Annotated in this window: 23 protein-coding genes; 12 read left to right on the top strand and 11 right to left on the bottom strand. The window is 72.8% G+C overall.

The features are described from left to right. Positions 1 to 61: 61 nt before the first annotated feature. The 4 genes from ACGFYP_RS09195 to ACGFYP_RS09180 form a co-directional block, all read right to left on the bottom strand. Positions 62 to 1,345, bottom strand: coding sequence for an SGNH/GDSL hydrolase family protein (locus ACGFYP_RS09195; protein WP_393488263.1), 1,284 nt, complete (start codon positions 1,343 to 1,345; stop codon positions 62 to 64). Positions 1,346 to 1,481: 136 nt separating this feature from the next. Continuing rightward, positions 1,482 to 2,231 carry a precorrin-4 C(11)-methyltransferase gene (gene cobM / locus ACGFYP_RS09190; protein WP_361959857.1) on the bottom strand — a complete coding sequence of 250 codons (750 nt, stop codon included), beginning with the start codon at positions 2,229 to 2,231 and terminating at the stop codon, positions 1,482 to 1,484. After that, positions 2,228 to 3,463, bottom strand: coding sequence for a precorrin-6y C5,15-methyltransferase (decarboxylating) subunit CbiE (gene cbiE / locus ACGFYP_RS09185; protein WP_393488260.1), 1,236 nt, complete (start codon positions 3,461 to 3,463; stop codon positions 2,228 to 2,230). Before cbiE ends, cobM begins: the two co-directional genes overlap by 4 nt. Positions 3,464 to 3,496: 33 nt before the next feature. Continuing rightward, positions 3,497 to 3,628 carry a DUF6126 family protein gene (locus ACGFYP_RS09180; RefSeq protein ID WP_361959863.1) on the bottom strand — a complete coding sequence of 44 codons (132 nt, stop codon included), beginning with the start codon at positions 3,626 to 3,628 and terminating at the stop codon, positions 3,497 to 3,499. Positions 3,629 to 3,801: 173 nt separating this feature from the next. Between ACGFYP_RS09180 and ACGFYP_RS09175 the strand changes: the two genes are divergently transcribed. The 4 genes from ACGFYP_RS09175 to ACGFYP_RS09160 all read left to right on the top strand — a co-directional run bounded on the left by ACGFYP_RS09175 (position 3,802) and on the right by ACGFYP_RS09160 (position 6,437). Further along, positions 3,802 to 4,890 carry an LLM class flavin-dependent oxidoreductase gene (locus tag ACGFYP_RS09175; RefSeq protein WP_393488255.1) on the top strand — a complete coding sequence of 363 codons (1,089 nt, stop codon included), beginning with the start codon at positions 3,802 to 3,804 and terminating at the stop codon, positions 4,888 to 4,890. Positions 4,891 to 4,893: 3 nt separating this feature from the next. Beyond that, positions 4,894 to 5,535: an FMN reductase gene (locus tag ACGFYP_RS09170; RefSeq protein WP_393488251.1), complete on the top strand. Its 642-nt coding sequence runs from the start codon at positions 4,894 to 4,896 to the stop codon at positions 5,533 to 5,535. 61 nt (positions 5,536 to 5,596) lie between these two features. After that, positions 5,597 to 6,019: a universal stress protein gene (locus ACGFYP_RS09165; RefSeq protein ID WP_393488249.1), complete on the top strand. Its 423-nt coding sequence runs from the start codon at positions 5,597 to 5,599 to the stop codon at positions 6,017 to 6,019. A gap of 46 nt (positions 6,020 to 6,065) precedes the next feature. Continuing rightward, positions 6,066 to 6,437 carry a VOC family protein gene (locus tag ACGFYP_RS09160; RefSeq protein WP_361959875.1) on the top strand — a complete coding sequence of 124 codons (372 nt, stop codon included), beginning with the start codon at positions 6,066 to 6,068 and terminating at the stop codon, positions 6,435 to 6,437. A 16-nt stretch (positions 6,438 to 6,453) separates the two neighbouring features. On the opposite strand, the gene ACGFYP_RS09155 is transcribed toward ACGFYP_RS09160, so the two are convergent. From ACGFYP_RS09155 to ACGFYP_RS09130, 6 genes are all read right to left on the bottom strand, one after another. Next, a complete protein-coding gene (locus ACGFYP_RS09155) occupies positions 6,454 to 7,320 on the bottom strand; it encodes an ABC transporter permease (protein WP_393488246.1) in 867 nt (288 codons plus the stop codon). Beyond that, positions 7,317 to 8,285 (bottom strand): ATP-binding cassette domain-containing protein, encoded by a 969-nt coding sequence (locus tag ACGFYP_RS09150; protein WP_393488244.1) that lies wholly within the window; start codon positions 8,283 to 8,285, stop codon positions 7,317 to 7,319. Before ACGFYP_RS09150 ends, ACGFYP_RS09155 begins: the two co-directional genes overlap by 4 nt. 234 nt (positions 8,286 to 8,519) lie before the next feature. Then, positions 8,520 to 8,903: a hypothetical protein gene (locus tag ACGFYP_RS09145; protein WP_361959884.1), complete on the bottom strand. Its 384-nt coding sequence runs from the start codon at positions 8,901 to 8,903 to the stop codon at positions 8,520 to 8,522. A 105-nt stretch (positions 8,904 to 9,008) separates the two neighbouring features. Beyond that, entirely contained in the window at positions 9,009 to 9,440 is a 432-nt protein-coding gene (locus ACGFYP_RS09140) for a RidA family protein (RefSeq protein ID WP_393488241.1), read from the bottom strand. Positions 9,441 to 9,616: 176 nt separating this feature from the next. Beyond that, positions 9,617 to 10,090: an RrF2 family transcriptional regulator gene (locus ACGFYP_RS09135; RefSeq protein ID WP_393489150.1), complete on the bottom strand. Its 474-nt coding sequence runs from the start codon at positions 10,088 to 10,090 to the stop codon at positions 9,617 to 9,619. Between the two features lie 24 nt (positions 10,091 to 10,114). Then, positions 10,115 to 11,524: a PLP-dependent aminotransferase family protein gene (locus tag ACGFYP_RS09130; RefSeq protein ID WP_393488239.1), complete on the bottom strand. Its 1,410-nt coding sequence runs from the start codon at positions 11,522 to 11,524 to the stop codon at positions 10,115 to 10,117. Between the two features lie 130 nt (positions 11,525 to 11,654). Between ACGFYP_RS09130 and ACGFYP_RS09125 the strand changes: the two genes are divergently transcribed. The 8 genes from ACGFYP_RS09125 (at position 11,655) to ACGFYP_RS09090 (ending at position 19,522) form a co-directional block, all read left to right on the top strand. After that, entirely contained in the window at positions 11,655 to 12,455 is an 801-nt protein-coding gene (locus ACGFYP_RS09125) for an alpha/beta fold hydrolase (RefSeq protein WP_393488237.1), read from the top strand. Positions 12,456 to 12,493: 38 nt separating this feature from the next. Continuing rightward, positions 12,494 to 12,928, top strand: coding sequence for a hypothetical protein (locus ACGFYP_RS09120; protein ID WP_393488234.1), 435 nt, complete (start codon positions 12,494 to 12,496; stop codon positions 12,926 to 12,928). Beyond that, positions 12,925 to 13,359, top strand: coding sequence for a hypothetical protein (locus ACGFYP_RS09115; protein WP_393488231.1), 435 nt, complete (start codon positions 12,925 to 12,927; stop codon positions 13,357 to 13,359). The genes ACGFYP_RS09120 and ACGFYP_RS09115 overlap by 4 nt, the downstream gene beginning before the upstream one ends. Positions 13,360 to 13,363: 4 nt before the next feature. Then, entirely contained in the window at positions 13,364 to 14,419 is a 1,056-nt protein-coding gene (locus ACGFYP_RS09110) for an endonuclease/exonuclease/phosphatase family protein (protein ID WP_393488229.1), read from the top strand. Between the two features lie 27 nt (positions 14,420 to 14,446). Beyond that, the gene (locus tag ACGFYP_RS09105) at positions 14,447 to 14,686 is read left to right on the top strand and encodes a DUF2630 family protein (protein ID WP_361960256.1); all 240 of its coding nucleotides are present in this window, start codon (positions 14,447 to 14,449) and stop codon (positions 14,684 to 14,686) included. A gap of 65 nt (positions 14,687 to 14,751) precedes the next feature. After that, a complete protein-coding gene (locus ACGFYP_RS09100; RefSeq protein WP_393488227.1) occupies positions 14,752 to 16,734 on the top strand; it encodes an FUSC family protein in 1,983 nt (660 codons plus the stop codon). Positions 16,735 to 16,933: 199 nt separating this feature from the next. Then, positions 16,934 to 18,406, top strand: coding sequence for an APC family permease (locus tag ACGFYP_RS09095; protein WP_393488225.1), 1,473 nt, complete (start codon positions 16,934 to 16,936; stop codon positions 18,404 to 18,406). Between the two features lie 114 nt (positions 18,407 to 18,520). Further along, positions 18,521 to 19,522: a hypothetical protein gene (locus ACGFYP_RS09090; protein WP_393488223.1), complete on the top strand. Its 1,002-nt coding sequence runs from the start codon at positions 18,521 to 18,523 to the stop codon at positions 19,520 to 19,522. Between the two features lie 43 nt (positions 19,523 to 19,565). On the opposite strand, the gene ACGFYP_RS09085 is transcribed toward ACGFYP_RS09090, so the two are convergent. Further along, positions 19,566 to 21,641, bottom strand: coding sequence for a PhoX family protein (locus ACGFYP_RS09085; RefSeq protein WP_393488221.1), 2,076 nt, complete (start codon positions 21,639 to 21,641; stop codon positions 19,566 to 19,568). Positions 21,642 to 21,691: the final 50 nt, after the last annotated feature.

Raw genomic sequence — 21,691 nt, 5'->3', positions numbered from 1 at the left:
CCGGACACCCGTGGGGTGTCCGGCCCGGGCGCGTCACAGGACGCGTCACACGGCGTTCGCGTCACAGGGCGTTCAGGTCCACGGCCCGCGCCATCGCGTCGTAGCCCGCCGCGTTCGGGTGGACGCCGTCACCGAAGTCGTAGTCCGGGTTCAGCAGGTCCGACCTGCCGGGGGCCGGGTCGGCCAGGGCGCGGTCGAAGTCGACGACCGCGTCGTACTCCCCGCTCGTACGGATCCAGTCGTTGACCTCGTCGCGGACCGCCTCGATCTCGTCGAACGCCTCCGCCGGGTACTGGAGCACGTCGGTCTTCGAGCCCTTGACCGGGATCATCGTGCCGCCGACCGCCCGGATCCCCCCGGCGTGGGCCGCGCGGATCAGCGCGCGGTGGCCCTCGATGAGCTGCGCCGCCGTCACCTTGGTGTTCGGGACGGCGCACGGGAAGTACTTCGGGTCCGCGTACCCGAACAGCAGGTCGTTCGTCCCCTCCAGGACGACGACCGTGCCCACCCGGGGCTGGTTGAGGACGTCACGCGCGAAGCGGGCGGTGGCCTTCTCGCCGAAGCAGGCGGAGTCGTTGAGGACCCGGTTGCCGCCGATGCCGAGGTTCAGGACCGGCCGCGGAGTGCCGGCGGCGGCGAGGCGGCGGGACAGCTGGTCCGGGTAGCGGTCGTCGGCGCCCGGCGTCGCGCCGTAGCCGTCGGTGATCGAGTCGCCGAAGGTCACGACCGCCCGCCGCGTGGGGGCGCCCGCCACCTCCACGCCCTCCAGGTGGTACCAGGACCTGCTGGTCTCCGTGTAGGCGCCCGCGCCCGTGTCCCGCAGGTGGTCGCCGCTCGCGCGGTACGAGATCCCCTGGGCCAGGTCGTGGTAGGTCGCAGGGCCTGTCGCCGCCGCGAAGTACAGGGTCACGGTCAGCCGCTCGCCCGCCTTCACGGGGAGCCGGACGGTGTCGCTGACCGCCTTCGCCCCGGCGGGGACCGTCACCGACGCGGCCCCCTCGAAGCGGACGGTCCTGACCGTCCCGGGCTTCACCGCGGCCCCGTCGCCGGCCCGGGCGACGCCGGCCCCGGTGAGCCGGAGCGGGGTCGTGCCGTAGGCGTTGGAGACCCGGATCCGCAGGTCGCCGCCGTCGGCGGAGACCCGGAGCACCTGGCGTACGGAGTGGTTCTCGAATCCCTCCTGCGACCAGTTCGGGTAGAAGTTGGTGGAGGGCCGCTGCACGGCCGCCGTCCACGCGCCGTTCCAGCGCGCCCCACCCCGCTCGGCGGCCTCGGCGGACGCGGCGGGAACCGTCGCTCCGGCAAGGAGCAGGGCGGCAAGGGCGGTAACGGGCAGGGTGCGCATCTTCGTTTCCTCTCGTCGGTCGACTCACTGACGCGTCACCGCGATCGGATGTGACCGACGAGAGGAAACGATTTCGCAGGAGATTCCGGAGGAGAGTTCCGCGGCGAGTTCCGCGGCGAGTTCCGCGGAACGCTTCTCAGCAGACGTGCCGCTCCCGCGCCGGGTCGTAGAGGTGGCTGTCGCGGAACTGCGAGGCCGCCAGGGTGCGGCCGACCAGGATCACCGCCGTCTTCGTGATCCCGGCCGCCTTCGTCTGCTCCGCGATGTCCGCCAGGGTGCCCCGCAGCACGACCTCGTCGGGGCGGCTGGCCATCGCCACGACCGCCGCCGGGCAGTCCGTGCCGTAGTGCGGCTCCAGCTCGGCGACGACCCGGTCGACGTACCGGGCCGCCAGGTGCAGCACCAGGAGGGCGCCGCTGCGGCCGAGGGTCGCCAGGTCCTCGCCTTCCGGCATCGGGGTGGCCTGCTGGGCGATGCGGGTGAGGATCACCGTCTGGCCGACCGTCGGGACGGTCAGCTCGCGCTTGAGCGCGGCGGCCGCCGCCGCGAACGCGGGGACGCCCGGCACGACCTCGTACGGAATGTCCAGCGCGTCGAGGCGCCGCATCTGCTCCGCGACGGCGCTGAAGACGGACGGGTCGCCCGAGTGCAGTCGCGCCACGTCCTGCCCGGCCTCGTGGGCGCGGACGAACTCGGCGACGATCCGGTCCAGGTCCAGGTCCGCCGTGTCCACCAGGCGCGCGTCCGGCGGGCACTCGGCGAGCAGCTCGCGCGGCACCAGGGAGCCCGCGTAGAGGCAGACCTCGCAGGAGGCCAGGGTGCGGGCGCCCCGCAGCGTGATCAGGTCGGCCGCGCCCGGGCCCGCGCCGATGAAGTAGACGGTCATGCTCCAGCTCCTGCTTTCGTTACGGACCACTGCGTGACGGGCATCGCCTGCCGCCAGCCGGTGAAGCCGCCCACCGGGACGGCCTGGGCGACGGCGAGCCTGACCAGCTCCCCGCCGTGCTCGCCGTACCAGCGTGCGAGCAGCGCCTCGGACTCCAGGGTCACGGTGTTGGCGACGAGGCGTCCGCCCGCCGGCAGCGCGCCCCAACAGGCGTCGAGCAGGCCGGGGGCGGTCAGCCCGCCGCCGATGAACACCGCGTCGGGGGTGGGGAGGGCCGCGAGACCGTCGGGGGCGGAGGCCGTGACGACCTGGAGCGCGGGGACGCCGAGGGCGGCCGCGTTACGGGTGATCCGCGCCGCCCGTACCGGGTCCTTCTCGACGGCCACCGCCCGGCAGGACCGGTCCGTACGCATCCACTCGACGCCGATCGAGCCCGAGCCGCCGCCGATGTCCCACAGCAGCTCCCCGGGTGCGGGCGCGAGCGCGGCGAGCGTCGCCGCCCGCACGTACCGCTTGGTGAGCTGGCCGTCGTGCTCGTACGCCTCGTCCGGCAGCCCCGGTACGGCGCCCAGGCGCAGGGCCTCGGGGGAGCGGACGAGGTCGAGGGCGATCACGTTCAGGGGGTCGACCCTCTCGTGCGGCCAGGTGTCCGCCGTGCCGTCCACACCGTCCACGATCCGCTCGCGGTCGGAGCCGAGCTGCTGGAGAACGCGCATCCGGGTCCCTCCGAAGCCCTTCTCCCGGAGCAGTCCCGCGACCTCGGCCGGGGTCTCGGCGCCCGCGCTGAGCACGAGGAGCCGGCGGCCGTCGTGCAGGGAGGCGGAGAGCCCGGCGAGGGGCCGGCCCACCAGCGAGACCGTCTCCACGGCCTCCAGGGCCCAGCCCAGGCGGGCGCAGGCGTACGAGACGGAGGAGGGGTGCGGCAGGACGTTCAGGCGCTCGGCGCCGACCGTCTCGGCGAGCGTGCGCCCGATCCCGTAGAACGTCGGGTCCCCGCTGGCGAGGACCGCGATCGTGCGCCCCTCGTGCGCGGCGAAGAGGCCGGGCACGGCGGGCCGCAGCGGCGAGGGCCAGGCGATCCGCTCGCCGGGGCACTCGGCGGCGGGCAGCAGATCGAGCTGCCGGGGGCCGCCGATCAGGACCTCGGCGGAGCCGAGGACGCGGCGGGAACGCGCGGGAAGGCCGTCCCAGCCGTCCGCGCCGATCCCGACGACCGATATCGCACCGTTCACGTCGGCGAACTCTACGGGAGCCCGGTGCGGACCCTACTTCTGGGCGTTCTGCCCGACGTAGAAGAGCAGCCACACGAAGCCCGCGAACGCGTGCGTGGCGAAGACGTACACGAAGACGCGCAGCGCGACGCCTCGTTCCTTCCAGCGCTCGTAGTCGTCGGCCATGGGCACCAGAGTACGGGTCGGGGCGGGACTCGGCCGGGGGATCGAGGCGGAGGGTCGGAGGCGGTCGGCGGATCGGAGGCGGTCGGGAATGGGACGCGGGGGTGCGTGGTTGAGCGGGATAGTTTACGATTCAACCAACAGGCCTCAAGGCCCCGCGACGAGAGGTGAGCGCGATGCAGTTCGGGATCTTCACCGTCGGTGACGTGACGACCGACCCCACGACCGGCCGCACCCAGAGCGAGCACGAGCGGATCAAGAACACCGTCGCCATCGCGCTGAAGGCGGAGGAGGTCGGGCTCGACGTCTTCGCCACCGGCGAGCACCACAACCCGCCCTTCGTGCCGTCCTCCCCCACCACCCTCCTCGGCCACATCGCCGCGCGGACCGAGAACCTGATCCTGTCGACCTCCACGACGCTGATCACCACCAACGACCCGGTGAAGATCGCCGAGGACTACGCCACCCTCCAGCACCTCGCCGACGGACGCGTCGACCTGATGATGGGACGCGGCAACACCGGCCCCGTCTACCCGTGGTTCGGCCAGGACATCCGCCAGGGCATCCCGCTGGCCATCGAGAACTACGCGCTCCTCCACAGGCTGTGGAGGGAGGGCGTGGTCGACTGGGAGGGCAAGTTCCGCAGCGCGCTGCAGGGCTTCACCTCGACGCCCCGCCCGCTGGACGGCGTCCCGCCGTTCGTCTGGCACGGCTCGATCCGCTCCCCCGAGATCGCCGAGCAGGCCGCGTACTACGGCGACGGCTTCTTCGCCAACCACATCTTCTGGCCCAAGCAGCACACCGAGAAAATGGTCCGGCTCTACCGCCAGCGGTACGCGCACTACGGCCACGGCACCCCCGAGCAGGCGATCGTCGGCCTCGGCGGCCAGGTCTTCATGCGGAAGAACTCCCAGGACGCCGTACGGGAGTTCCGCCCGTACTTCGACAACGCGCCCGTCTACGGCCACGGTCCCTCCCTGGAGGAGTTCACCCGCGAGACCCCGCTCACCGTCGGCTCCCCGCAGGAGGTCGTCGAACGCACCCTGTCCTTCCGGGAGTACGTCGGCGACTACCAGCGCCAGCTCTTCCTGGTCGACCACGCCGGCCTGCCCCTGAAGACGGTCCTGGAGCAGCTCGACATCCTCGGCGAGGAGGTCGTTCCGGTCCTGCGCAAGGAGTTCGCCAACCTGCGGCCCGCCGACGTCCCGGAGACCGCCCCGCTCCACCCCGCCGTCACCGCCCGCACCTCGTCGCAGGAGGCGTAAGTCATGCAGACCCTGAAGCTGGTCGCCGTGTCCGCCGGGCTCAGCGCGCCCTCCTCCACCCGGCTGCTCGCCGACCGCCTCGCCACGGCGGCCGAGCGGCGGCTGACCGAGCAGGAGTACGCCGTCGAGGTCCGGATGGTCGAGCTGCGCGACCTGGCCGTCGACATCGCGAAGAACTTCGTGACGGGCTTCCCCTCGGGGCAGCTCCAGGACGCGATCGACGCGGTGACCGGCGCCGACGGGGTGATCGCGGTGACGCCCGTCTTCACCGCCTCGTACAGCGGTCTGTTCAAGTCCTTCTTCGACCTGATCGACCCGGCCGCGCTGACCGGCAAGCCGGTCCTTGTCGGCGCCACCGGCGGCACGGCCCGTCACTCCCTCGTCCTCGACCACGCGCTGCGCCCGCTCTTCGCCTATCTGCGGGCCCTCGTCGTCCCGACGGCCGTCTACGCGGCCTCGGAGGACTGGGGTTCGGGCGGCGACGGAACGCTTCCCATCGGCTTCGGCGGGGACGGCCTGCCGTCCCGGATCGCCCGGGCCGGGCACGAACTCGCCGACCTGGTCGCGGCCAGGGGCCCGGCCGGGGACGCGGACGACGAGGTCGTGCCCTTCGAGCGGCAGCTCGCCGACCTGCGCCTGGATTGACCGTCTTTGTTACGTTGGGGACGTCGGGGGCTGATGTGCCGTACAGCGAACGGAGATCGACATGGCCGGCAGGATCGTGGTGGGCGTGGACGGTTCGGAGCCCTCCCTGAAGGCGCTGAAGTGGGCGGCCGGGCAGGCCGCCCTCACGGGGGACTCACTCCATGCGGTGATCGGCTGGGAGTACCCGGCGTCCTGGTCGGCAGCGGCCGGAGTACCGCCGGACTTCGACCCGGAGCAGCTCGCGCATCAGATCCTGGACGAGTGCCTGACCAAGGCCCTCGACCCGGCCGTCGCCGCCGGCGTGACCCGTACGGTCGTCGGCGGCAACCCGGCCCAGGCCCTGGTCGACCAGGCCGAGGGCGCCTCCCTGCTGGTCGTCGGCGACCGCGGCCACGCGGGCTTCAAGGCCGCGGTCCTCGGCTCCGTCTCCACCAGGGTGGCCCAGCACGCGCCGTGTCCGGTGGTGGTCGTACGGGGCGATTGACCGGGTTTGCCGTGCGACAGGGACCCGGCGGGAGCATGATGCCCTCATGGACATCAAGCTGGAACTGATCGGCGTACCCGTCACCGACATCGACCGGGCCAAGGCCTTCTACGAGCAGGTGGGGTTCCACGCCGACCACGACATCCCGGTCAGCGACGACATCCGCTTCGTCCAGATGACCCCGCCCGGCTCGGCCTGCTCGATCGCCTTCGGCAAGGGCATCACGGAGATGGCCCCGGGCTCCCTCGACAACATGCAGGTCGTCGTCACGGACATCGAGGCCGCCCACGCCGACCTCACCGGGCGCGGCATCGAGGTCACCGAGATCGACGACCAGCCCTGGGGCTCCTTCGTCTACTTCGCCGACCCGGACGGCAACCGCTGGGCGGTCCAGCAGACCACCCCGCGGAACGCCTGACCGCCCTCGCGGAACGTCACTTGTTGTTGTAGAGCCGCATCGTGACCGCCCCGAAGACCACCACGAACAGCGCCGACCACCCCAGGGACCAGGCGATGTCCGCCGCCGGCCAGTTCCCGGCCATCAACTCCCGTACCGCCGTCGCCAGATGCGTCACCGGGCTGTTGTTCACGAAGGCCTGCAGCCAGCCGGGCATCGTCTTCGGGTCGACGAAGACGTTGGACAGGAACGTCAGCGGGAAGATCACCATCATGCTGACGCCCATGACCGACTTCTCGCTGCGCAGCATGAGCCCGAACATGGTCCAGATCCACGAGAACGAGAACGCGAACACCACCAGCAGCGCGACCCCGAGCAGCACACCCACGATCCCGCCGTCCGGCCGGTAGCCGATGAGCACGCCGACGGTGAGCATGACCGCCGAGGCGATCAGATAGCGCACGACATCGCCCAGCAGATAGCCGACCATCGGCGCGGGTCGCCAGATCGGCAGCGTACGGAAGCGGTCGAAGACGCCCTTCTCGATGTCGGTGTTGACCGAGACACCCGTGTACATCGTGATCATCACGACGCTCATCACGAGGATGCCGGGCAGCAGGAACTGGATGTACTCCGAGACCGAGCCGGCCAGCGCACCTCCGAAGAGGTACGTGTACATCAGCACCATCATGATCGGGAACGCCGTCACGTCGAACAGCTGCTCCGGCACGTGCTTGATCTTCAGCATGGCCCGCCAGCCGAAGGTCAGCGACGCGGAGAGCGCGCTCGGGCGCGGCGGGCGTGAGTGCCCGACGAGCAGCGCCGCGAGCTCGTCCGCCTTCGGGGCGACGAAGTCGAGGGTGTCGGTGGCCTGCTGGTCCTTGCCGGTGGTGACGGTGGTCATGCCGCCGTTCCCTTCCTGTCCGTCAGCGCCAGGAACACCTCGTCGAGGCTGGGCTGGCCGAGCCCGAAGTTGTCGACCGTGATCCCCGCCCGCGCCAGCTCCGAGAGCGCCCGGGCGGCCTGCTCCGCGGCCCCCAGGTCCGTGCCGTGGCCGTTCACGGTGGCGGTGAGCGCGACCGGGTCCGGGTCGAGCTGCACGGTGGCCTTCAGGGCCTCCCGCAGGAGCCGCTCGGCCTCCGGGCGCTGCTCGGGGTCCCGGAGCCGTACGTGCACCGAACCCGAGCCGACGGACGCCTTCAGCTCGCCCTTCGTGCCCTCCGCGATGACCTTGCCGTGGTCGATGACGGCGATACGGGAGGCCAGCTGGTCCGCCTCGTCCAGGTACTGGGTGGTGAGCATGACCGTGGTGCCCTGGGCGACCACGGCGCGGACGATGTCCCAGACCTGGTTGCGGCTGCGCGGGTCGAGGCCGGTCGTCGGTTCGTCGAGGAAGAGCAGGTCGGGGGTGTTGAGGATGGACGCGGCGATGTCGATACGGCGCCGCATGCCGCCCGAGTAGTTCTTGATCTGCTTGTCGGCGGCCTCCGCGAGCCCGAACGCTTCGAGCAGCTGCGCCGAGCGCTCACGGGCGTCGGGGCGGGTGTGGCCGAGGAGTCTGGCGAGCAGGACGAGGTTCTCGGTGCCGGTGAGGTCCTCGTCCACGGAGGCGTACTGCCCGGTGAGGCTGACGCGCCCGCGCACGGTGTCGGCGTCCTTGACGACGTCCTTGCCGAAGACGCGCGCCCGGCCGCCGTCGGGGCGCAGCAGGGTCGCGAGCATCTTCACGGCCGTGGTCTTCCCGGCGCCGTTCGGCCCGAGGACGCCGTAGACGGTCCCGGCGGGTACGCGGAGGTCGATGCCGTCGACGGCACGGTTCGTGCCGAAGACCTTGACCAGGCCCTCGGTCTCGATGGCGAGGTCGGTCATGCGATGTCCTCCCGGCTGCCGGGTGCGAGTGCGCTTCAACCAGTCTCCGACGAAGGTGGCCGGGATGCCAGGGGAACGCCTGTGCGTGGGGCGGGGCGGGGCTCCGGCCTACGGCGGAGGCCCGCCGGGCCGTCGGGCGACGCCCGGGGTGGCGACGCCCGGGGTGGCGACCCGACGCCACCCGGGGCGTTCCCGCCGGAACGGCCGCTCAGGCAGGCTCGTGCGTGGAGCCGTTCAGGCAGGCTCGTGCGTGTAGAAGAGGTAGAACGCGGTGACGAAGGTGCCCGCCGCCACCACCAGGCCGAGGATCGCCCCGGACAGGACGCTCGCGTCGGACAGGCTGAAGAGGAAGCCGATCGCGCAGCCGGCGAGCACCGCCCAGGCCGCCGCGCGCAGTTCGCGCGGCAGGGTGCGGCCCATGTGCCGCAGCGCGTACACCGCGCCGGCGAGCACCACTCCGGAGACCAGTCCGAGGACGACCTGGCCCCAGGTGATGACGCCTCCGGAGCGCTGGATGGCGGCGGCGTAGATGCCGTAGGCGAAGCCCAGCGTCACGGGCAGGCCCCAGCCGTGGGTGCTCATGTGCCGTCGCGTCGGTACCGCTGCGTGTGCGGCCATGGCAGGCGCTCCTTCGCTCTCGCCCCCCTCACCACTCATCCTCAAGGGCACACCCGGAGCCCCCGCCCCCGCAACCCGGACGGGGGCCGGGACCGGCCCGCCGGGTCAGCTCGCGGGGCGTACCGCGACCGCGTCGATCTCGAAGAGCATCCCGGGCAGCGCCAGGGAGGCGACGCCGCTGAGCGTCTGCGCGGGCAGCCGGTCCCCGAAGGCGCCGTGCAGCGCCTTGCCCAGCACCTCCAGCTTCGCGAGGTCGTGGTCGACGATGTACGAGCCGAGGCGCACGACGTGCTCGAAGCCGAGCCCGACGCCTTCGAGGGCGAGCCGGAGGTTGGTGAAGGCCTGCTCGACCTGGGCGGCGAAGTCCCCGGGGACGGGGGAGCCGGTCGCGTCGGAGGCGTACTGGCCGCCGATGAAGACGAGTTCACCGGGCGCGGAGACCGCGTGGCTGTAGCCGAAGGCCGAGGGGTCGTGGAGGGTGGGCGGGTTGGTGATGGTGCGCCGGTCGGCCGTGACGGTCGTGGTGTCGGTGCTCATGAGGTGGGCTTCCTTCCGGAGAGTACGGCCGTCAGGCAGGCGGCCGGAGTGAGCGCGGCGCCCGTGGAGAGCACCGCGGTGAGCCTGGTCGCGTCGGTGATCAGCCCGCCGAGGAGGGCGCCACCCCACGCGTCGGCTCGAAGCCGGCTCGTAGTCCGCTCGGACGCGGACGAGGTTCAGACGTTGGCGAACCAGCGCCGGATGCGGTCCGGGGCCGACGGCGCCTGTCGCTCCGCCCGCTCCCGTACGCCGTCCAGCGTCCGGGCCGCCAGCTCCCGCCGCCAGGCCAGCTCCGCCGCGCCCATCGCGCCCGCGATCGCGCACTCGGCGGCGTACCCGTCCGCCGGGCCCGCGCCCGGACCCTGCTGCCGGATCTCGCCGCAGCGGAAGGCCTCTCCCGGGCCCTCGATCGCCGTGACGACGTCCATCAGGGTGATCCGGTCCAGCGGTCGCGCAAGGCGGAAGCCGCCCTTGGGGCCGGAGGCGGAGGTCAGGATCCCGGCCCGGGTGAGCGCCTGGAGCTGCTTGTTGAGGTAGGCCGCGGGCAACTCGTGGTAGGCGGCGAGACGCGCCGCCGTCACCGCCCGCTCCGGCCCGATCCAGGCCAGGTTGAGGCAGCTGTGCAACGCCCACTCGACGCCCTCGTTCATCCTCATATCCTGGATATTAGATATCTAGAATAGATGCGGCAACCCCTCTCCGTCCGGCCCCCGCTCCACGAGCTCCGCGAGCCGCGCGAGCGCCCCCGCCAGGACCTGTACCGGCGGCGAGGCCAGCCCCACCCGGACCGCGTCCGCCGCCCCGCGCGCGAGCCCGCGCCCCGGGACCGGCCCGCGCCCCCGCCCGTCCACCGCGAACGCGGGGCCCGGGGTCAGCGCGATGCCCCGCTCCGCCGCCGCGGCCACGAAGGTCTCCGCCCGCCAGGGCGCCGGCAGCTCCCACCAGCAGTAGTACGCGTGCGGCGAGGTGCGGATCCGGTACGCGCCCAGGTGCCGCACCACCAGCGCGTGCCGGGCCGCCGCGTCCGCGCGCTTCGCCGCCACGAGCGCGTCGACCGTGCCGTCCGCCGCCCACCGGGTCGCCGCCGCGAGCGCGAGGCCGCCCGCCGTCCACGCGCCGGAGCGCAGCGCCCGCGCGAGGTCCTCCACCGTCGGCGCTTCGGCCCCCTCCGGCGCGACGAGGTGGCCGACGGTGAGACCGGGCGCGAGGCGCTTGGAGAGGCTGTCCACCAGCACCACACGCTCCGGGGCGTACGCGGCGAGCGGCGCCGGGGCGTCCGGGACGAGGAAGGCCCAGGTGGTGTCCTCGATCGCGGTCAGGCCCGACTCCCGCAGCACCTCCGCCAGTTCGGCCCGCCGCCCCGGACCCGCCGTCAGGGACAGCGGGTTGTGCAGCGTCGGCTGGACGTACACGGCGGAGAGCGGGCCCGCGCGGTGGGCGGCCGCCAGGGCGTCAGGCCGCATCCCCTCCCCGTCGAGCCCGATCGGCACGAGCCGTACCCCGAGCCGCTCCGCGACCGTCTTGACCAGCGGATACGTCAACGCCTCGACGCCCAGCGCGCCACCGGGCGGTACGAGCGCGGCGAGCGCCGCCGCGATGGCCTGACGGCCGTTGCCCGCGAAGAGCACCCGGTCGGGGTCGGGGGCCCAGCCCGGCCGCGCGAGCACCCGCGCGGCGGCGGCACGCGCCTCCGGTGTGCCCGTGGCCGCCGCCGGACGGCTGGTCTCCCCGCCCAGGACGTCGGCGCGGGCGAGCGCGGCGAGCGCCCGGGCCATCAGCTCCGACTGCCCTTCCGCCACCGGGTAGTTGAGCTGGAGGTCGACCGGCGCGTCCCCGCTCGCCTCGGCGAGCGCGAGCGCGGCACCCGGCGGCGGCGGAGCCGCCCGTACGAACGTCCCGCGCCCCACCTCGCCGACGACGAGACCGCGCCGCGCCAGCTCTCCGTACACCCGGATCGCCGTGGAGTCGGCGATCCGGTGGCGGCGCGCGAGCACCCGCTGCGGGGGCAGCCGGTCGCCCGGGCGCAGCCGCCCGTCCGTGATCCGCCGCGCGATCAGATCGGCGATCCGCCGGTACTCCTCCACCGGTATGCCTCCCTCGGTGTTCCGCCCTCGGTGTTCCGCCCTCGCGCACGACCCTGGGCCTCCAGGGTCATTGCACCGAGAGCAAAGGATCTCATTGCACCGAGGACGAGCCTCTGCCTAGCCTCTGACCATGCCTTCCGCAGAGATCAACGGAATCACGATCGGCTACGAGGACAAGGGGCCCGAGGGCGCAGGACCCGCGCTCGTCCTGATCCACGGCCATCCCTTCGACCGCTCGATGTGGCGGCACCAGATCGACCGCTTCTCGGCCACGCACCGGGTCCTCGCCCCCGATCTGCGCGGCTACGGCGCCACCACCGTCGTCCCCGGCACCACCCCGCTCTCCGTCTTCGCCGACGACCTCGCGGCGCTCCTGGACCACCTGGGCGTCGAGGAGTTCGTGCTCGGCGGTCTCTCCATGGGCGGCCAGATCGTCATGGAGTGCTACCGCCGCTTCCCGGACCGGATCCGCGGCCTTGTCCTCGCCGACACGTTCCCCGCCGCCGAGACCGAGGAGGGCAGGGCCGGCCGGTACGCGACGGCCGAGCGGCTCGTCCGCGAGGGCATGCGGGGGTACGCCGACGAGGTCCTGGACCGGATGGTCGCCCCGTACAACACGCACGTCGCGCCCCACGTCCACCGGATGATGCGCGACACCGCCCCGGAGGGCGCGGCGGCGGCGCTGCGCGGCCGCGCCGAGCGCCCCGACTACCGCGCGCTGCTGACCACCGTCTCCGTACCGGCCCTGGTCGTGGTCGGCCGCGACGACGCGTTCACGCCGGTGGCGGACGCGGAGGCGATGCACGCGGCGCTGCCCCACTCCACGCTCGTGGTCGTCGAGCGGGCGGCGCACATGCCGAACCTGGAGCGGCCGGAGGAGTTCGACGCGGCCCTTGCCACGTTCCTCGACTCACTCGATCGGCCCAGCTGAAGAGGCCGCTCCCGGGGCGGCGCCCGGACGATGAGCCCATGAGCCAGAACACCGCACCTCCCCGGAAGCAGAGCAACGGTTCCGGCGCAGCATGGGCGTCCAGCGGCACCCTCTTCGCCGGTGTCCTGATGGTGGTCATCGGCATCCTGGACATCCTCCAGGGCATCGCCGCCATCGCCGAGGACGACGTCTACCAGCGCGTCGGCGACTACGTCTTCAAGTTCGACCTGACCAGCTGGGGCTGGATCCATCTGATCCTCGGCATCCTGGTCGCCGCGGCCGGCGCAGGGATCCTCAAGGGCTCCGAGTGGGGACGGATGGGCGGCATCGTCCTGGCCTCCCTGAACGTCATCGCCCAGTTCATGTTCCTGCCCTACCACCCCTGGTGGGCGCTGTTCTCCATGGCCGTCTCGATCTTCGTGATCTGGGCGCTCGTCTCGGACGACACCTCCTTCCGCAAGGACACGGTGTGATCCGTACGCGCACGCTCGCCGCGTCCGCCGCCGTCCTCCTCGCCGTGGCCGTCACCGGCTGCACCGAGGAGGACCAGCAGAAGGCGGGCGACATCGTCTCCTCGGCGACGGCGGCCGTGGCCTCGGCGGCCGAGGAGAAGATGAACCAGGTCAAGGACGGGGTGAACGCCACCGGCGACGTGAAGGCGGGTCCCACGAAGACCGACGGGGACCGGACCACGGCCGAGATCACCGCCACCAACCCGCAGGACAAGAGCGCGGACTACACCGTCATGGTCAACTTCCGTGACGGCGGCGGGAATCTGCTCGACGCGGTCGTCCTGAACATCGACGGCGTCGAACCGGGCACGTCCAAGGCCGGTACGGCGCGCAGCAACCGCACCCTGTCGGGCACGACGACGGCCGAGGTGGCCCAGGCGCTGCGACACTGACGGAGTGGAGCAACTCCTGGCAGTTCACCCGTCCTCGGCGCCCGAACCCGCCCCGACGAACCCCCGGCCCAGGTGGTGTCTCGCCGCCTGGGCCGCCGGTCTGCTCGTGGCCGTGCCGACGGTCGTCACCGGCTGCCGGCTCCTCGACACCGACGCGCCGACCCCCGTACCGCAGGCGCTGTCGTTCCTGCCCTGGCTCACCCTCCCGGCCGCGCTCGCGGCGCTGCTCGCCCTGGCCGCCCGGCGCCGCCTCCTGGCCGGCTGGGCGGTGCTCGTCCTGCTGGCCACGGCCTGGTTCACGCTGCCGTACGGGCCGGACTCGACGAGCGCCCGCGGCCCTGTCGTCGAGCGGCTCCGGGTGCTGGCGTCGAACGTCGAGTTCGGCGAGGCGACGGACGCCCTCGTCGAGGCGGTACGGCGGGAGCGGCCGCAGCTCGTGTACGTCTCCGAGTGCGACCGCGCCTGCGTCGACACCCTCACGGCCGCCCTCGGCGCCACGCCCGGTACGGACCCCGGTACGGACCCCGGTACGGGTCTCCCGCACCGGGTGGTGGTGGACGGCGAGGGCTCGACGGGCTCGGTGATCCTCAGCGCGTACCCGCTGACCGCGCGCCCCCCGCTCCCGGCGGCGATGGGGATGCCCGGCGCCACCGCCACGATCGGTGGCCGGAGCGTCGAGCTCCGCCTCGCGCACCCGCTGCCGCCGATCCCCCGCCAGGTCGACGCGTGGAAGCGCGAGCTGGGGCGGGTGGCGGAGTCCGCGGCCGCCGCACACCGCGCCGGCTCCCCGATGCTGCTGGCCGGCGACTTCAACGCCTCCCAGGACCACGCCGCCTTCCGCGCGGTCCTCGACGCGGGCCGGCTCCACGACGCGGCCCGCCTCGCGGGCGCCGCCAGGACCCCGACGTGGCCGCGCGAGCTGTCGCTTCCGCCGTACGTCCAGATCGACCATGTGCTGGTCAGCGACGACTTCCGGGTCCGCTCGGTCCGCTTCCTCGACCTGCCGGGCTCGGACCACCGGGCCGTCCTGACCGGGCTCGACCTGCACGCGGGCCGCTGATCGGCCACGCTTGAATACATGGACCACATGCACGACGACGAGCAGATCCTGGCGAACATCGGCGCCCTCGTCGAGGAGGAGCGGGCCCTGCGTCAGCGCATGGGCGGCCTGCTCCCGGAGGAGCTGACCCGGCTCGCCGAGCTGGAGGTGCAACTGGACCAGTCCTGGGACCTGTTGCGCCAGCGCCGCGCGAAGACCGAGTTCGGCGAAGACCCGGACACGGCCGCGGTCCGCCCGGCAGCAGAGGTGGAGGGCTACCGCAACTGACCGGAGGTGGAAGGCCACCGCGACCGAACCGGGGCGAAGCCCCACAATCCGCGTACCGTGACCCCATGGCACGCCCCGCACGCCCCGGACGTCTCACCCCGCCCGCCTGGCTCACCGCCGGCCTGCGGCCCGCGGCCGCGCCGATTCCGTGGGCCGCCGTCGCCCGTGCCTCCGTCGCGCTGTCCGCGCCGCTCGCCGTGGGCTTCGCCGTCGACGAGCCCGTCTACGGGGCCCTGGTCTCCATGGGGGCCCTCTCCGGGGTCATCGGCGACACCGCCGACGCGTACCGGATGCGGTTCTACAACATCGCCGTCCCCCAGCTCTTCGGCGCCCTCGGCGTCACCCTCGGCACCCTCGTGCACGGCGACGGCTGGCTCGCCGTCGCCGTGCTCACCCTGATCGCGCTCGTCTCCGGGATGATCTCCTCCGTCGGCGCGGTCGCCTCCGTGTCCGGGCTGCTCCTGCTCCTCAACGCGGTCGTCGGGGCCGGTCTCCCGATGCCCGAGCCCTGGTGGAAACCGCCCCTGCTGCTCGGCATCGGCGGCGCCTTCGTCCTCGTCCTGACCCTGCTCGGCTGGCCGCTGCGCGGCCTCGCCCCCGAGCGGACGGCCGTGGCCGGCACCTACCGGGCCGTCGCCGACGTCCTCGAAGCCGCCGGCACACCGGCGTACGACGAGCGGCGGCAGGCCGTCACGACCTCCCTCAACCAGTCGTACGACCTCGTCCTCGCCCGCCGCACCCGCGAGCACGGCCGCGCGCCGATCCTCGTACGGCTGCTCGCCCAGCTCAACGCCGTCATCCCGCTCGTGGAGGCCGCCCCGGCCGCCCACATCGCCGCACTCCGCTTCCACCGCCCCCTCCCGCCCGCGATCCCCGCCACCGTGCGCGACCTCGCCGACGCCGTCGAGGAGGGCCGCACCGGCACCCCCGTCCTTGACCTCCCCGAGGCCACCCGCCCCGCCGAGAAGGCCGTCGACCACGCCCTGCGTCACGCGGCGACCGTCGTCCACAAGGCGGAGCCGAACCCCTTCAACGTGGACGACCGCCTCGGCCGCCCCGCCGCCCTGCGCGTACGGGCGCGCCGCGCCGTCCGGGGCGTCCTGCTCTCCGAGGCCTCGTGGCGGTACGGACTGCGGCTCGCGCTCTGCATCGGCCTCGCCCAGTCGCTGGTCTCGGTGTTCGACGTACCCCGCTCGTACTGGGTCGCCCTCACCGTCACCTTCGTGATGAAGCCCGACTTCGGCTCCGTCTTCTCCCGTGCCGTGCTCCGCGCGTTCGGCACGGCCGTCGGGCTCGTCACCGCCGCGCTCGTCCTCGCCGAAGTGCCGCGCGGCTGGTGGTACGTGCCGGTGATGATCGTGCTCGCCGCGCTGATCCCCGCCTTCTCCGCGAAGGGGTACGCCTTCCAGACGGCGGCCATCACCCCCGTCATCCTGCTGCTCTCCGACCTCCTCAACCAGCAGGGCTTCGACCTGGTGCTGCCCCGGCTCTACGACTCCCTCATCGGCTGCGGGATCGCGCTCGTCGCCGGCTATCTGCTCTGGCCCGAGTCCTGGCACAGCCGCATCGGCGACCGGCTCGCCGACTCCGTCGCCGACACGGCGGCCTATGTGGCGCGGGCGTTCTGCGCGCCCGAGGAGGAGGACCCGGGCGCCCGGGTGCGGGCCCGGCGCAAGCTGTACCGCGACCTGTCCGCCGTACGCTCCGAGTTCCAACGCGCCCTGACCGAACCGCCGCCGACCGGCACCGTCGCCTCCGCCTGGTGGCCGCTGGTCGTCGCCGTGGAACGGATCGTCGACGCGACGACCGCCGCCCGGGTCCGCGTCAACCACGGAGCGCCCCCGCCCGAACCGGAGGAAGTGGCGGCCGTGGAGGAGCAGTTGCGCGAGCTCGCGGACGGACTGCGCGGCACGGACGTGTTGGTGGAGGTACGGGCGGAGCTGACCGGCGACGAGGAAGGGGTGCTCGCCCCGCTGCGCCAGGAGGTCATGGCGGCCCGCGCCATCGCCACTCCCCGTGCCACTCCGGATCCGCCGGACAGCCCCTAAACACCCCGCCGGGGGCGCACGGATGCCCTTACCGGCGGTCACTGAACGGAACGTTCCATGCCGCCGTTACCGGAACCCGTCCGTGCGACTACGATGCGCTCGATTCACCTTGATCCGTGCGCGGTCCGGCGAACAACCGACTCGGTCGGCACGGTCACTTCGTCCTGCACCGCTCCCGTGCCCCCCAAGGACATCCGCCATGCGCACCACCACCGGCAGAGGGCTCCAGCCCAATGTCCTCGGGACCTTCGACACCATCGTCATGGCCGTCGCGGGCAGTGCGCCCGCCTACTCGCTCGCCGCGACGACGGCCGTGCTCTTCGGCGCGGTCGGCCTGGCGGGACCGGCGGCGCTGCTGTACTGCGCGATACCGATGCTCGGCATCGTCCTCGCCTACGCGCGCCTCGGCCGGATCGACGTCAACGCGGGCGCCGGATACTCCTGGGTGGGCCGCACCCTCCACCCCTTCCTCGGCTTCCTCTCCGGCTGGGCCCTCGTCGTCTCCGCGACCGTGTTCATGGTCGCCGGATCGCTGCCCGCCGGAGCCCTGACGCTCTCCCTGATCGACCCCGACCTCGCCGACAACACCCCGCTCGCCGCCGCCGTCGGCGCCGGCTGGTTCCTGATGATGCTGCTCGTCGTCCTGGGCGGCGCCCGGCTCACCGTACGGGCCCAACTGCTCATGTCGGGCGTCGAGATGTTCATCCTCGTCGCGTTCATCCTGGCCGCCCTGCTGCACCGGGGGCACGCGACCGCCTTCGACTGGTCCTGGCTCGGCTTCGGCCACTTCGACGGCCCGGCCGGCTTCGCCTCCGGCGCGCTGATCGCCGCGTTCTACTACTGGGGCTGGGACGTCACCAGCAACCTCAGCGAGGAGACCAGGGACAGCCGCCGTACGGCAGGACTCGCCGCGCTCGTCGGCGTCGGCGTCGTCTTCCTGCTCTTCGAGGCGTTCACGATCGCGGTCAACGTGCTGCTGACCTCGGACCAGATCCAGTCCGGCGGCGCGAACGTCCTGGCCGTCCTCGGCCAGGAGATCTGGCCCGGCGTCGGCGGCAAACTGCTGGTCGTGGCCGTGCTGTTGTCGACGGTCGCCACCCTGGAGACCACCCTCATCCAGGTGACCCGCTCGCTCTTCGCGATGGGCCGCGACCGTACGATGCCGGCCGCGCTCGGGACCGTGCACCGGCGCTGGAACACCCCGTGGGTGGCGATCGCCTCCGTCGGCGGCGCCGCGCTGCTGATGTTCGGCGCGGCGGCGACCGCCGGTTCGATGAGCCGGATCCTGCGCGACGCGGTCTCCGCGATCGGCCTCCTCATCGCGTTCTACTACGCCCTGGCGGGCCTCGCCGCCGTCGTCGCGTACCGGCGGATGCTGCTGACCTCCGTACGGAACTTCCTGATCGGCGGCGTCTGGCCGCTCCTCGGCTCCGCGTTCATGCTGTGGGCGTTCGTCGAGTCGCTCGGCGAACTGTCCATGACGGCCCGGGTCGTGGGCCTCGGCGGGCTGCTCGTGGGGGTGGTGCCGATGCTCGTGTACTGGCGCCGGGGCAGCGCGTACTACCGGCCGGCGCGGCTGGACGCGGCTCGGGCCCTCGCGGCGGCGGAACCGTTCGCACCGAGCACGCCGAGGGCGCGCAGGGCGGACGAATCGCTGTCGACGGACTTCTGAGGCGGGAACCGGCGACGGGCTTCCGATGTCAGATGGCCGAAGCCCGCCCCACCCACTCCTTCGTTTTCCGACTCTTGGCTTCTGACTTCTTCCGACGTCCGAGGGAGGACCTGGATGGCCGCACTCCGTCGATCGGCGCGCTCGGGGCGCTCCGCGCGCTTCACCCCCGTCTTCGACCCGGACTTCGGCGACCGCGCGCTCACCGAGGCGCGGCACGACATCGTCATCGGCCGCTGGCAGGGCGTACGGGATCTGCTGCGCGACACGGGCGACGACTGGGCGCGCCGGACGCACCGGATACGGCTCCTCGCCCACGCGGCGGCGGGCAGTTCGTCGGTGGAGGCCTGGCGCGCCGCCGAGCCCGACAGTCCGGACGCCGCGGTGCTGCGGGCGGCGACCGAGGTGGTACGGGTCTTCGACACGGCGATCGCGGCCGGACGGGGCACGGTCGTGGACCGGGCACGGGTCGACACGACCGTGGACGCGTGTCTGCGGGCGGCGGAGGCGGCGCCCGCCGACCCGATGCCGTGGGTCTCGCTGCTCTCGGTGGCGCGGCTGTACGACGGCGGGGTGCAGCGCCGCCAACTGCGGCAGTGGTTCGATGAGTTGCGGCACCGGGACCCGTACAACACCGAGGGTCACGCGCAGGTGATGCGCTACCTGTCGGCGCGGTGGCACGGCACGCACGGGGCGATGTACGACTTCGCGCGGGACGCGGCGGGCGTGGCGCCGCCCGGTTCGCCGCTGCCGGTCCTGGTGCAGGTGGCGCGGGTGGAGGAGTACCGCTACATCGCGGACGGGGCGCTGGGGCGTGGCCCGGTGCGCGGCTTCGACCAGCACTGGAAGCACGAGCTGGCGGTGGACGAGCTGCGCCGGACGCACCAGCGCTGGATCGGCGGCCGGGATCCCGGTGGGCCGGTGGCGCCGGAGGAGGTGCCGGACCTCAACTACCTCGCGCACGCGGCCTGCTACGCGGGCCAGGTGGAGGTGGCGCGGGAGGTGCTCGGGATGCTCGGCGTGCGGGCGGCATGGGTGCCGTGGGCGTACACGGGGGACCCGGAGGAGCAGTTCACGCGGTTCAGGGAAGGCTTGGGTGTGGGGGCGGGCCCGGTGTGAGGGGCGGGCGCCCCTCACACCGAGTACCTCATCGCACCGTGACTCAGACGCCGATGTCGCGGCCGTCGCGGCGCCAGACGGAGACGACCGACGGGCGGACGATCTTGCCCGGTCCGTCGGGCCACTCCGACTTCGGGTTCTCGACGGACGCGCCGTCGAGCTCGCCCGGGTGCTGGACGGCGACGATGACGCGGCGGTCCTGGATGATCGGACCGCAGGTCTCGGCGCCCTTGGGGACGGTCAGGAACTGCTTGAGCTCGCCGCGCCGCTCGCCCTGCGTGGCGACGCCGAACAGGCCGTCGTGCGAGCCGAGCTGGGCACCGTCGGTGGAGATCCACAGGTTGCCGTGCGGGTCGAACGCGACGTTGTCCGGGCAGGAGATCGGGGAGACCTTGTCCTTCGGGTAGCCCGCGAAGTACGTGGCCGGGTCGTTCGGGTCGCCGGCGACGAGGAAGAGCCGCCAGGCGAAGCCGTCGCCCGCCGGGTCGTCGAAGTTCTCGGCGAGCTCCAGGATCTGGCCGTGCTTGTTCAGGTTGCGCGGGTTGGCCTCGTCGGCGCCCGGGTTGGTGCCCTTGCCGCGGTTGGTGTTGTTGGTCAGCGCCACGTAGACGCGGCCGGTGCGCGGGGAGGGCTCGACGTCCTCGGGGCGGTCCATCTTGGTGGCGCCGACCTTGTCACCGGCGAGGCGGGTGAAGACGTACACCTCCTCGGCGGTCATGCCCTCGACGTGCGAGACGTTGCCGGTGGCCAGCGGGATCCAGACGCCGGAGCCGTCGAACTCGCCGTCGGACGGGTGCTTGCCGGTGCCGTCGATCTGGGCGGCCGGGCTGTCGCCGGTCAGCTTGGCGACGTACAGGGTGCCCTCGTCGAGGAGGGTGAGGTTGTGCTCGCGGGCCGCCCGCGAGTTGCCCTTCATCATCCGCTTCGAGGAGACGAACTTGTAGAAGTAGTCGAAGCGCTCGTCGTCGCCCATGTAGACGACCGGGCGGCCGTCCTCGGTGAGGCGGGGCTGCGCGGCCTCGTGCTTGAAGCGGCCGAGCGCGGTGCGCTTCTTGGGGGTCGACCGGGGGTCGTACGGGTCGAGCTCGACGACCCAGCCCTGGCGGTGGACCTCGTTGGGCTCCTGCTTGAGGTCGAAGCGCTTGTCGAACCGCTCCCACTTGCGCTCGGAGGCACCGGTGCCGACGCCGTAGCGCTTGTCGGTGGCGCTGGAGCCGTTGGCGAAGTACTGGTTGAAGTTCTCCTCGCCGTGCAGCGTGGTGCCCCAGGGGGTGGTGCCGCCGGCGCAGTTGTTGAGGGTGCCGAGGACCTTGCGACCGGTCGGGTCGACGGAGGTCTTCAGGAGCGCGGAGCCGGCGGCCGGGCCGGTCAGCTCGAACTCGCTGGTGGTGTGGAGACGGCGGTTGAGCGCGTGTCGGGTGACGGGCGTGAGCTTGCCGGAGCGACGCTCCTCCTGGACCACGACGACGGAGAGACCGTGGGCGGCCCAGGCGATCTCGACCTGCTCGCGGGTCGGGTTCTCGGCGTCGTACGCCTTGAACATCAGGATTTCGTCGGTGTACTCGTGGTTGGCGACCAGGAGCTGACGGTCCCGCTCCCCGGGGAGGGGGAGGAGGCTCAGGAAGTCGTTGTTGTAGCCGAACTGACCGGCCTGCGCGGCGGCGGTCTGCTTGTTCGCGTCGAAGGCCGGGGCGCCGCGGAGGATGGGCTCGCCCCAGCGGATGACGACGTTCTGGTCGTAGCCGGTGGGGACGGTGACCTTGTCGGCGGTGTTGGGCGCGACGGGCGTGAAGCGGAGACCGCGGGCACCGTCGGCGACGGGGCGGCGGCCCTTGGCGACGGCCGAGGCGGCGTCGTCGGCGGCACCGGCGGCGACGGCGGGCGTGCTGCCGGAGCCGAGGACGGCGCCGCCCGCGGCGGCGGCGACGGTCACGACGGCGGCGGTGCGCATCATGGAACGGCGGGAGAGGACGCCGGCTATGACGTCGCCGACGTACTCGTTGTCGCTGGTGTTGGGCACCTCGTGGAAGCAGGCGTCACCACAGCGGAACCGGCAGGTGAGGGCGGAACGGCCGCCTCCGTGCGGGTTGGTGCTCAGCAGCGGCAGCAGTTTGCGCACTTGGTCCTCCTCCGGCGCGTTCGCGCCGCCCCTTGGCCCCGACATCGTGT

Origin of the sequence: Streptomyces sp. NPDC048370 (assembly GCF_043200825.1) — a bacterium.
GTDB lineage: Bacteria > Actinomycetota > Actinomycetes > Streptomycetales > Streptomycetaceae > Streptomyces.
This window is presented reverse-complemented; position numbering and strand designations above follow the sequence as displayed.

Bases quoted from the DNA above. Each gene is read 5' to 3' on its own strand.
- ACGFYP_RS09195 (WP_393488263.1), bottom strand. From the start codon at position 1,345: ATGCGCACCCTGCCCGTTACCGCCCTTGCCGCCCTGCTCCTTGCCGGA.
- cobM (WP_361959857.1), bottom strand. From the start codon at position 2,231: ATGACCGTCTACTTCATCGGCGCGGGCCCGGGCGCGGCCGACCTGATC.
- ACGFYP_RS09180 (WP_361959863.1), bottom strand. From the start codon at position 3,628: ATGGCCGACGACTACGAGCGCTGGAAGGAACGAGGCGTCGCGCTGCGC.
- ACGFYP_RS09175 (WP_393488255.1), top strand. From the start codon at position 3,802: ATGCAGTTCGGGATCTTCACCGTCGGTGACGTGACGACCGACCCCACG.
- ACGFYP_RS09170 (WP_393488251.1), top strand. From the start codon at position 4,894: ATGCAGACCCTGAAGCTGGTCGCCGTGTCCGCCGGGCTCAGCGCGCCC.
- ACGFYP_RS09165 (WP_393488249.1), top strand. From the start codon at position 5,597: ATGGCCGGCAGGATCGTGGTGGGCGTGGACGGTTCGGAGCCCTCCCTG.
- ACGFYP_RS09160 (WP_361959875.1), top strand. From the start codon at position 6,066: ATGGACATCAAGCTGGAACTGATCGGCGTACCCGTCACCGACATCGAC.
- ACGFYP_RS09155 (WP_393488246.1), bottom strand. From the start codon at position 7,320: ATGACCACCGTCACCACCGGCAAGGACCAGCAGGCCACCGACACCCTC.
- ACGFYP_RS09150 (WP_393488244.1), bottom strand. From the start codon at position 8,285: ATGACCGACCTCGCCATCGAGACCGAGGGCCTGGTCAAGGTCTTCGGC.
- ACGFYP_RS09145 (WP_361959884.1), bottom strand. From the start codon at position 8,903: ATGGCCGCACACGCAGCGGTACCGACGCGACGGCACATGAGCACCCAC.
- ACGFYP_RS09140 (WP_393488241.1), bottom strand. From the start codon at position 9,440: ATGAGCACCGACACCACGACCGTCACGGCCGACCGGCGCACCATCACC.
- ACGFYP_RS09135 (WP_393489150.1), bottom strand. From the start codon at position 10,090: ATGAACGAGGGCGTCGAGTGGGCGTTGCACAGCTGCCTCAACCTGGCC.
- ACGFYP_RS09125 (WP_393488237.1), top strand. From the start codon at position 11,655: ATGCCTTCCGCAGAGATCAACGGAATCACGATCGGCTACGAGGACAAG.
- ACGFYP_RS09120 (WP_393488234.1), top strand. From the start codon at position 12,494: ATGAGCCAGAACACCGCACCTCCCCGGAAGCAGAGCAACGGTTCCGGC.
- ACGFYP_RS09105 (WP_361960256.1), top strand. From the start codon at position 14,447: ATGCACGACGACGAGCAGATCCTGGCGAACATCGGCGCCCTCGTCGAG.
- ACGFYP_RS09100 (WP_393488227.1), top strand. From the start codon at position 14,752: ATGGCACGCCCCGCACGCCCCGGACGTCTCACCCCGCCCGCCTGGCTC.
- ACGFYP_RS09095 (WP_393488225.1), top strand. From the start codon at position 16,934: ATGCGCACCACCACCGGCAGAGGGCTCCAGCCCAATGTCCTCGGGACC.
- ACGFYP_RS09090 (WP_393488223.1), top strand. From the start codon at position 18,521: ATGGCCGCACTCCGTCGATCGGCGCGCTCGGGGCGCTCCGCGCGCTTC.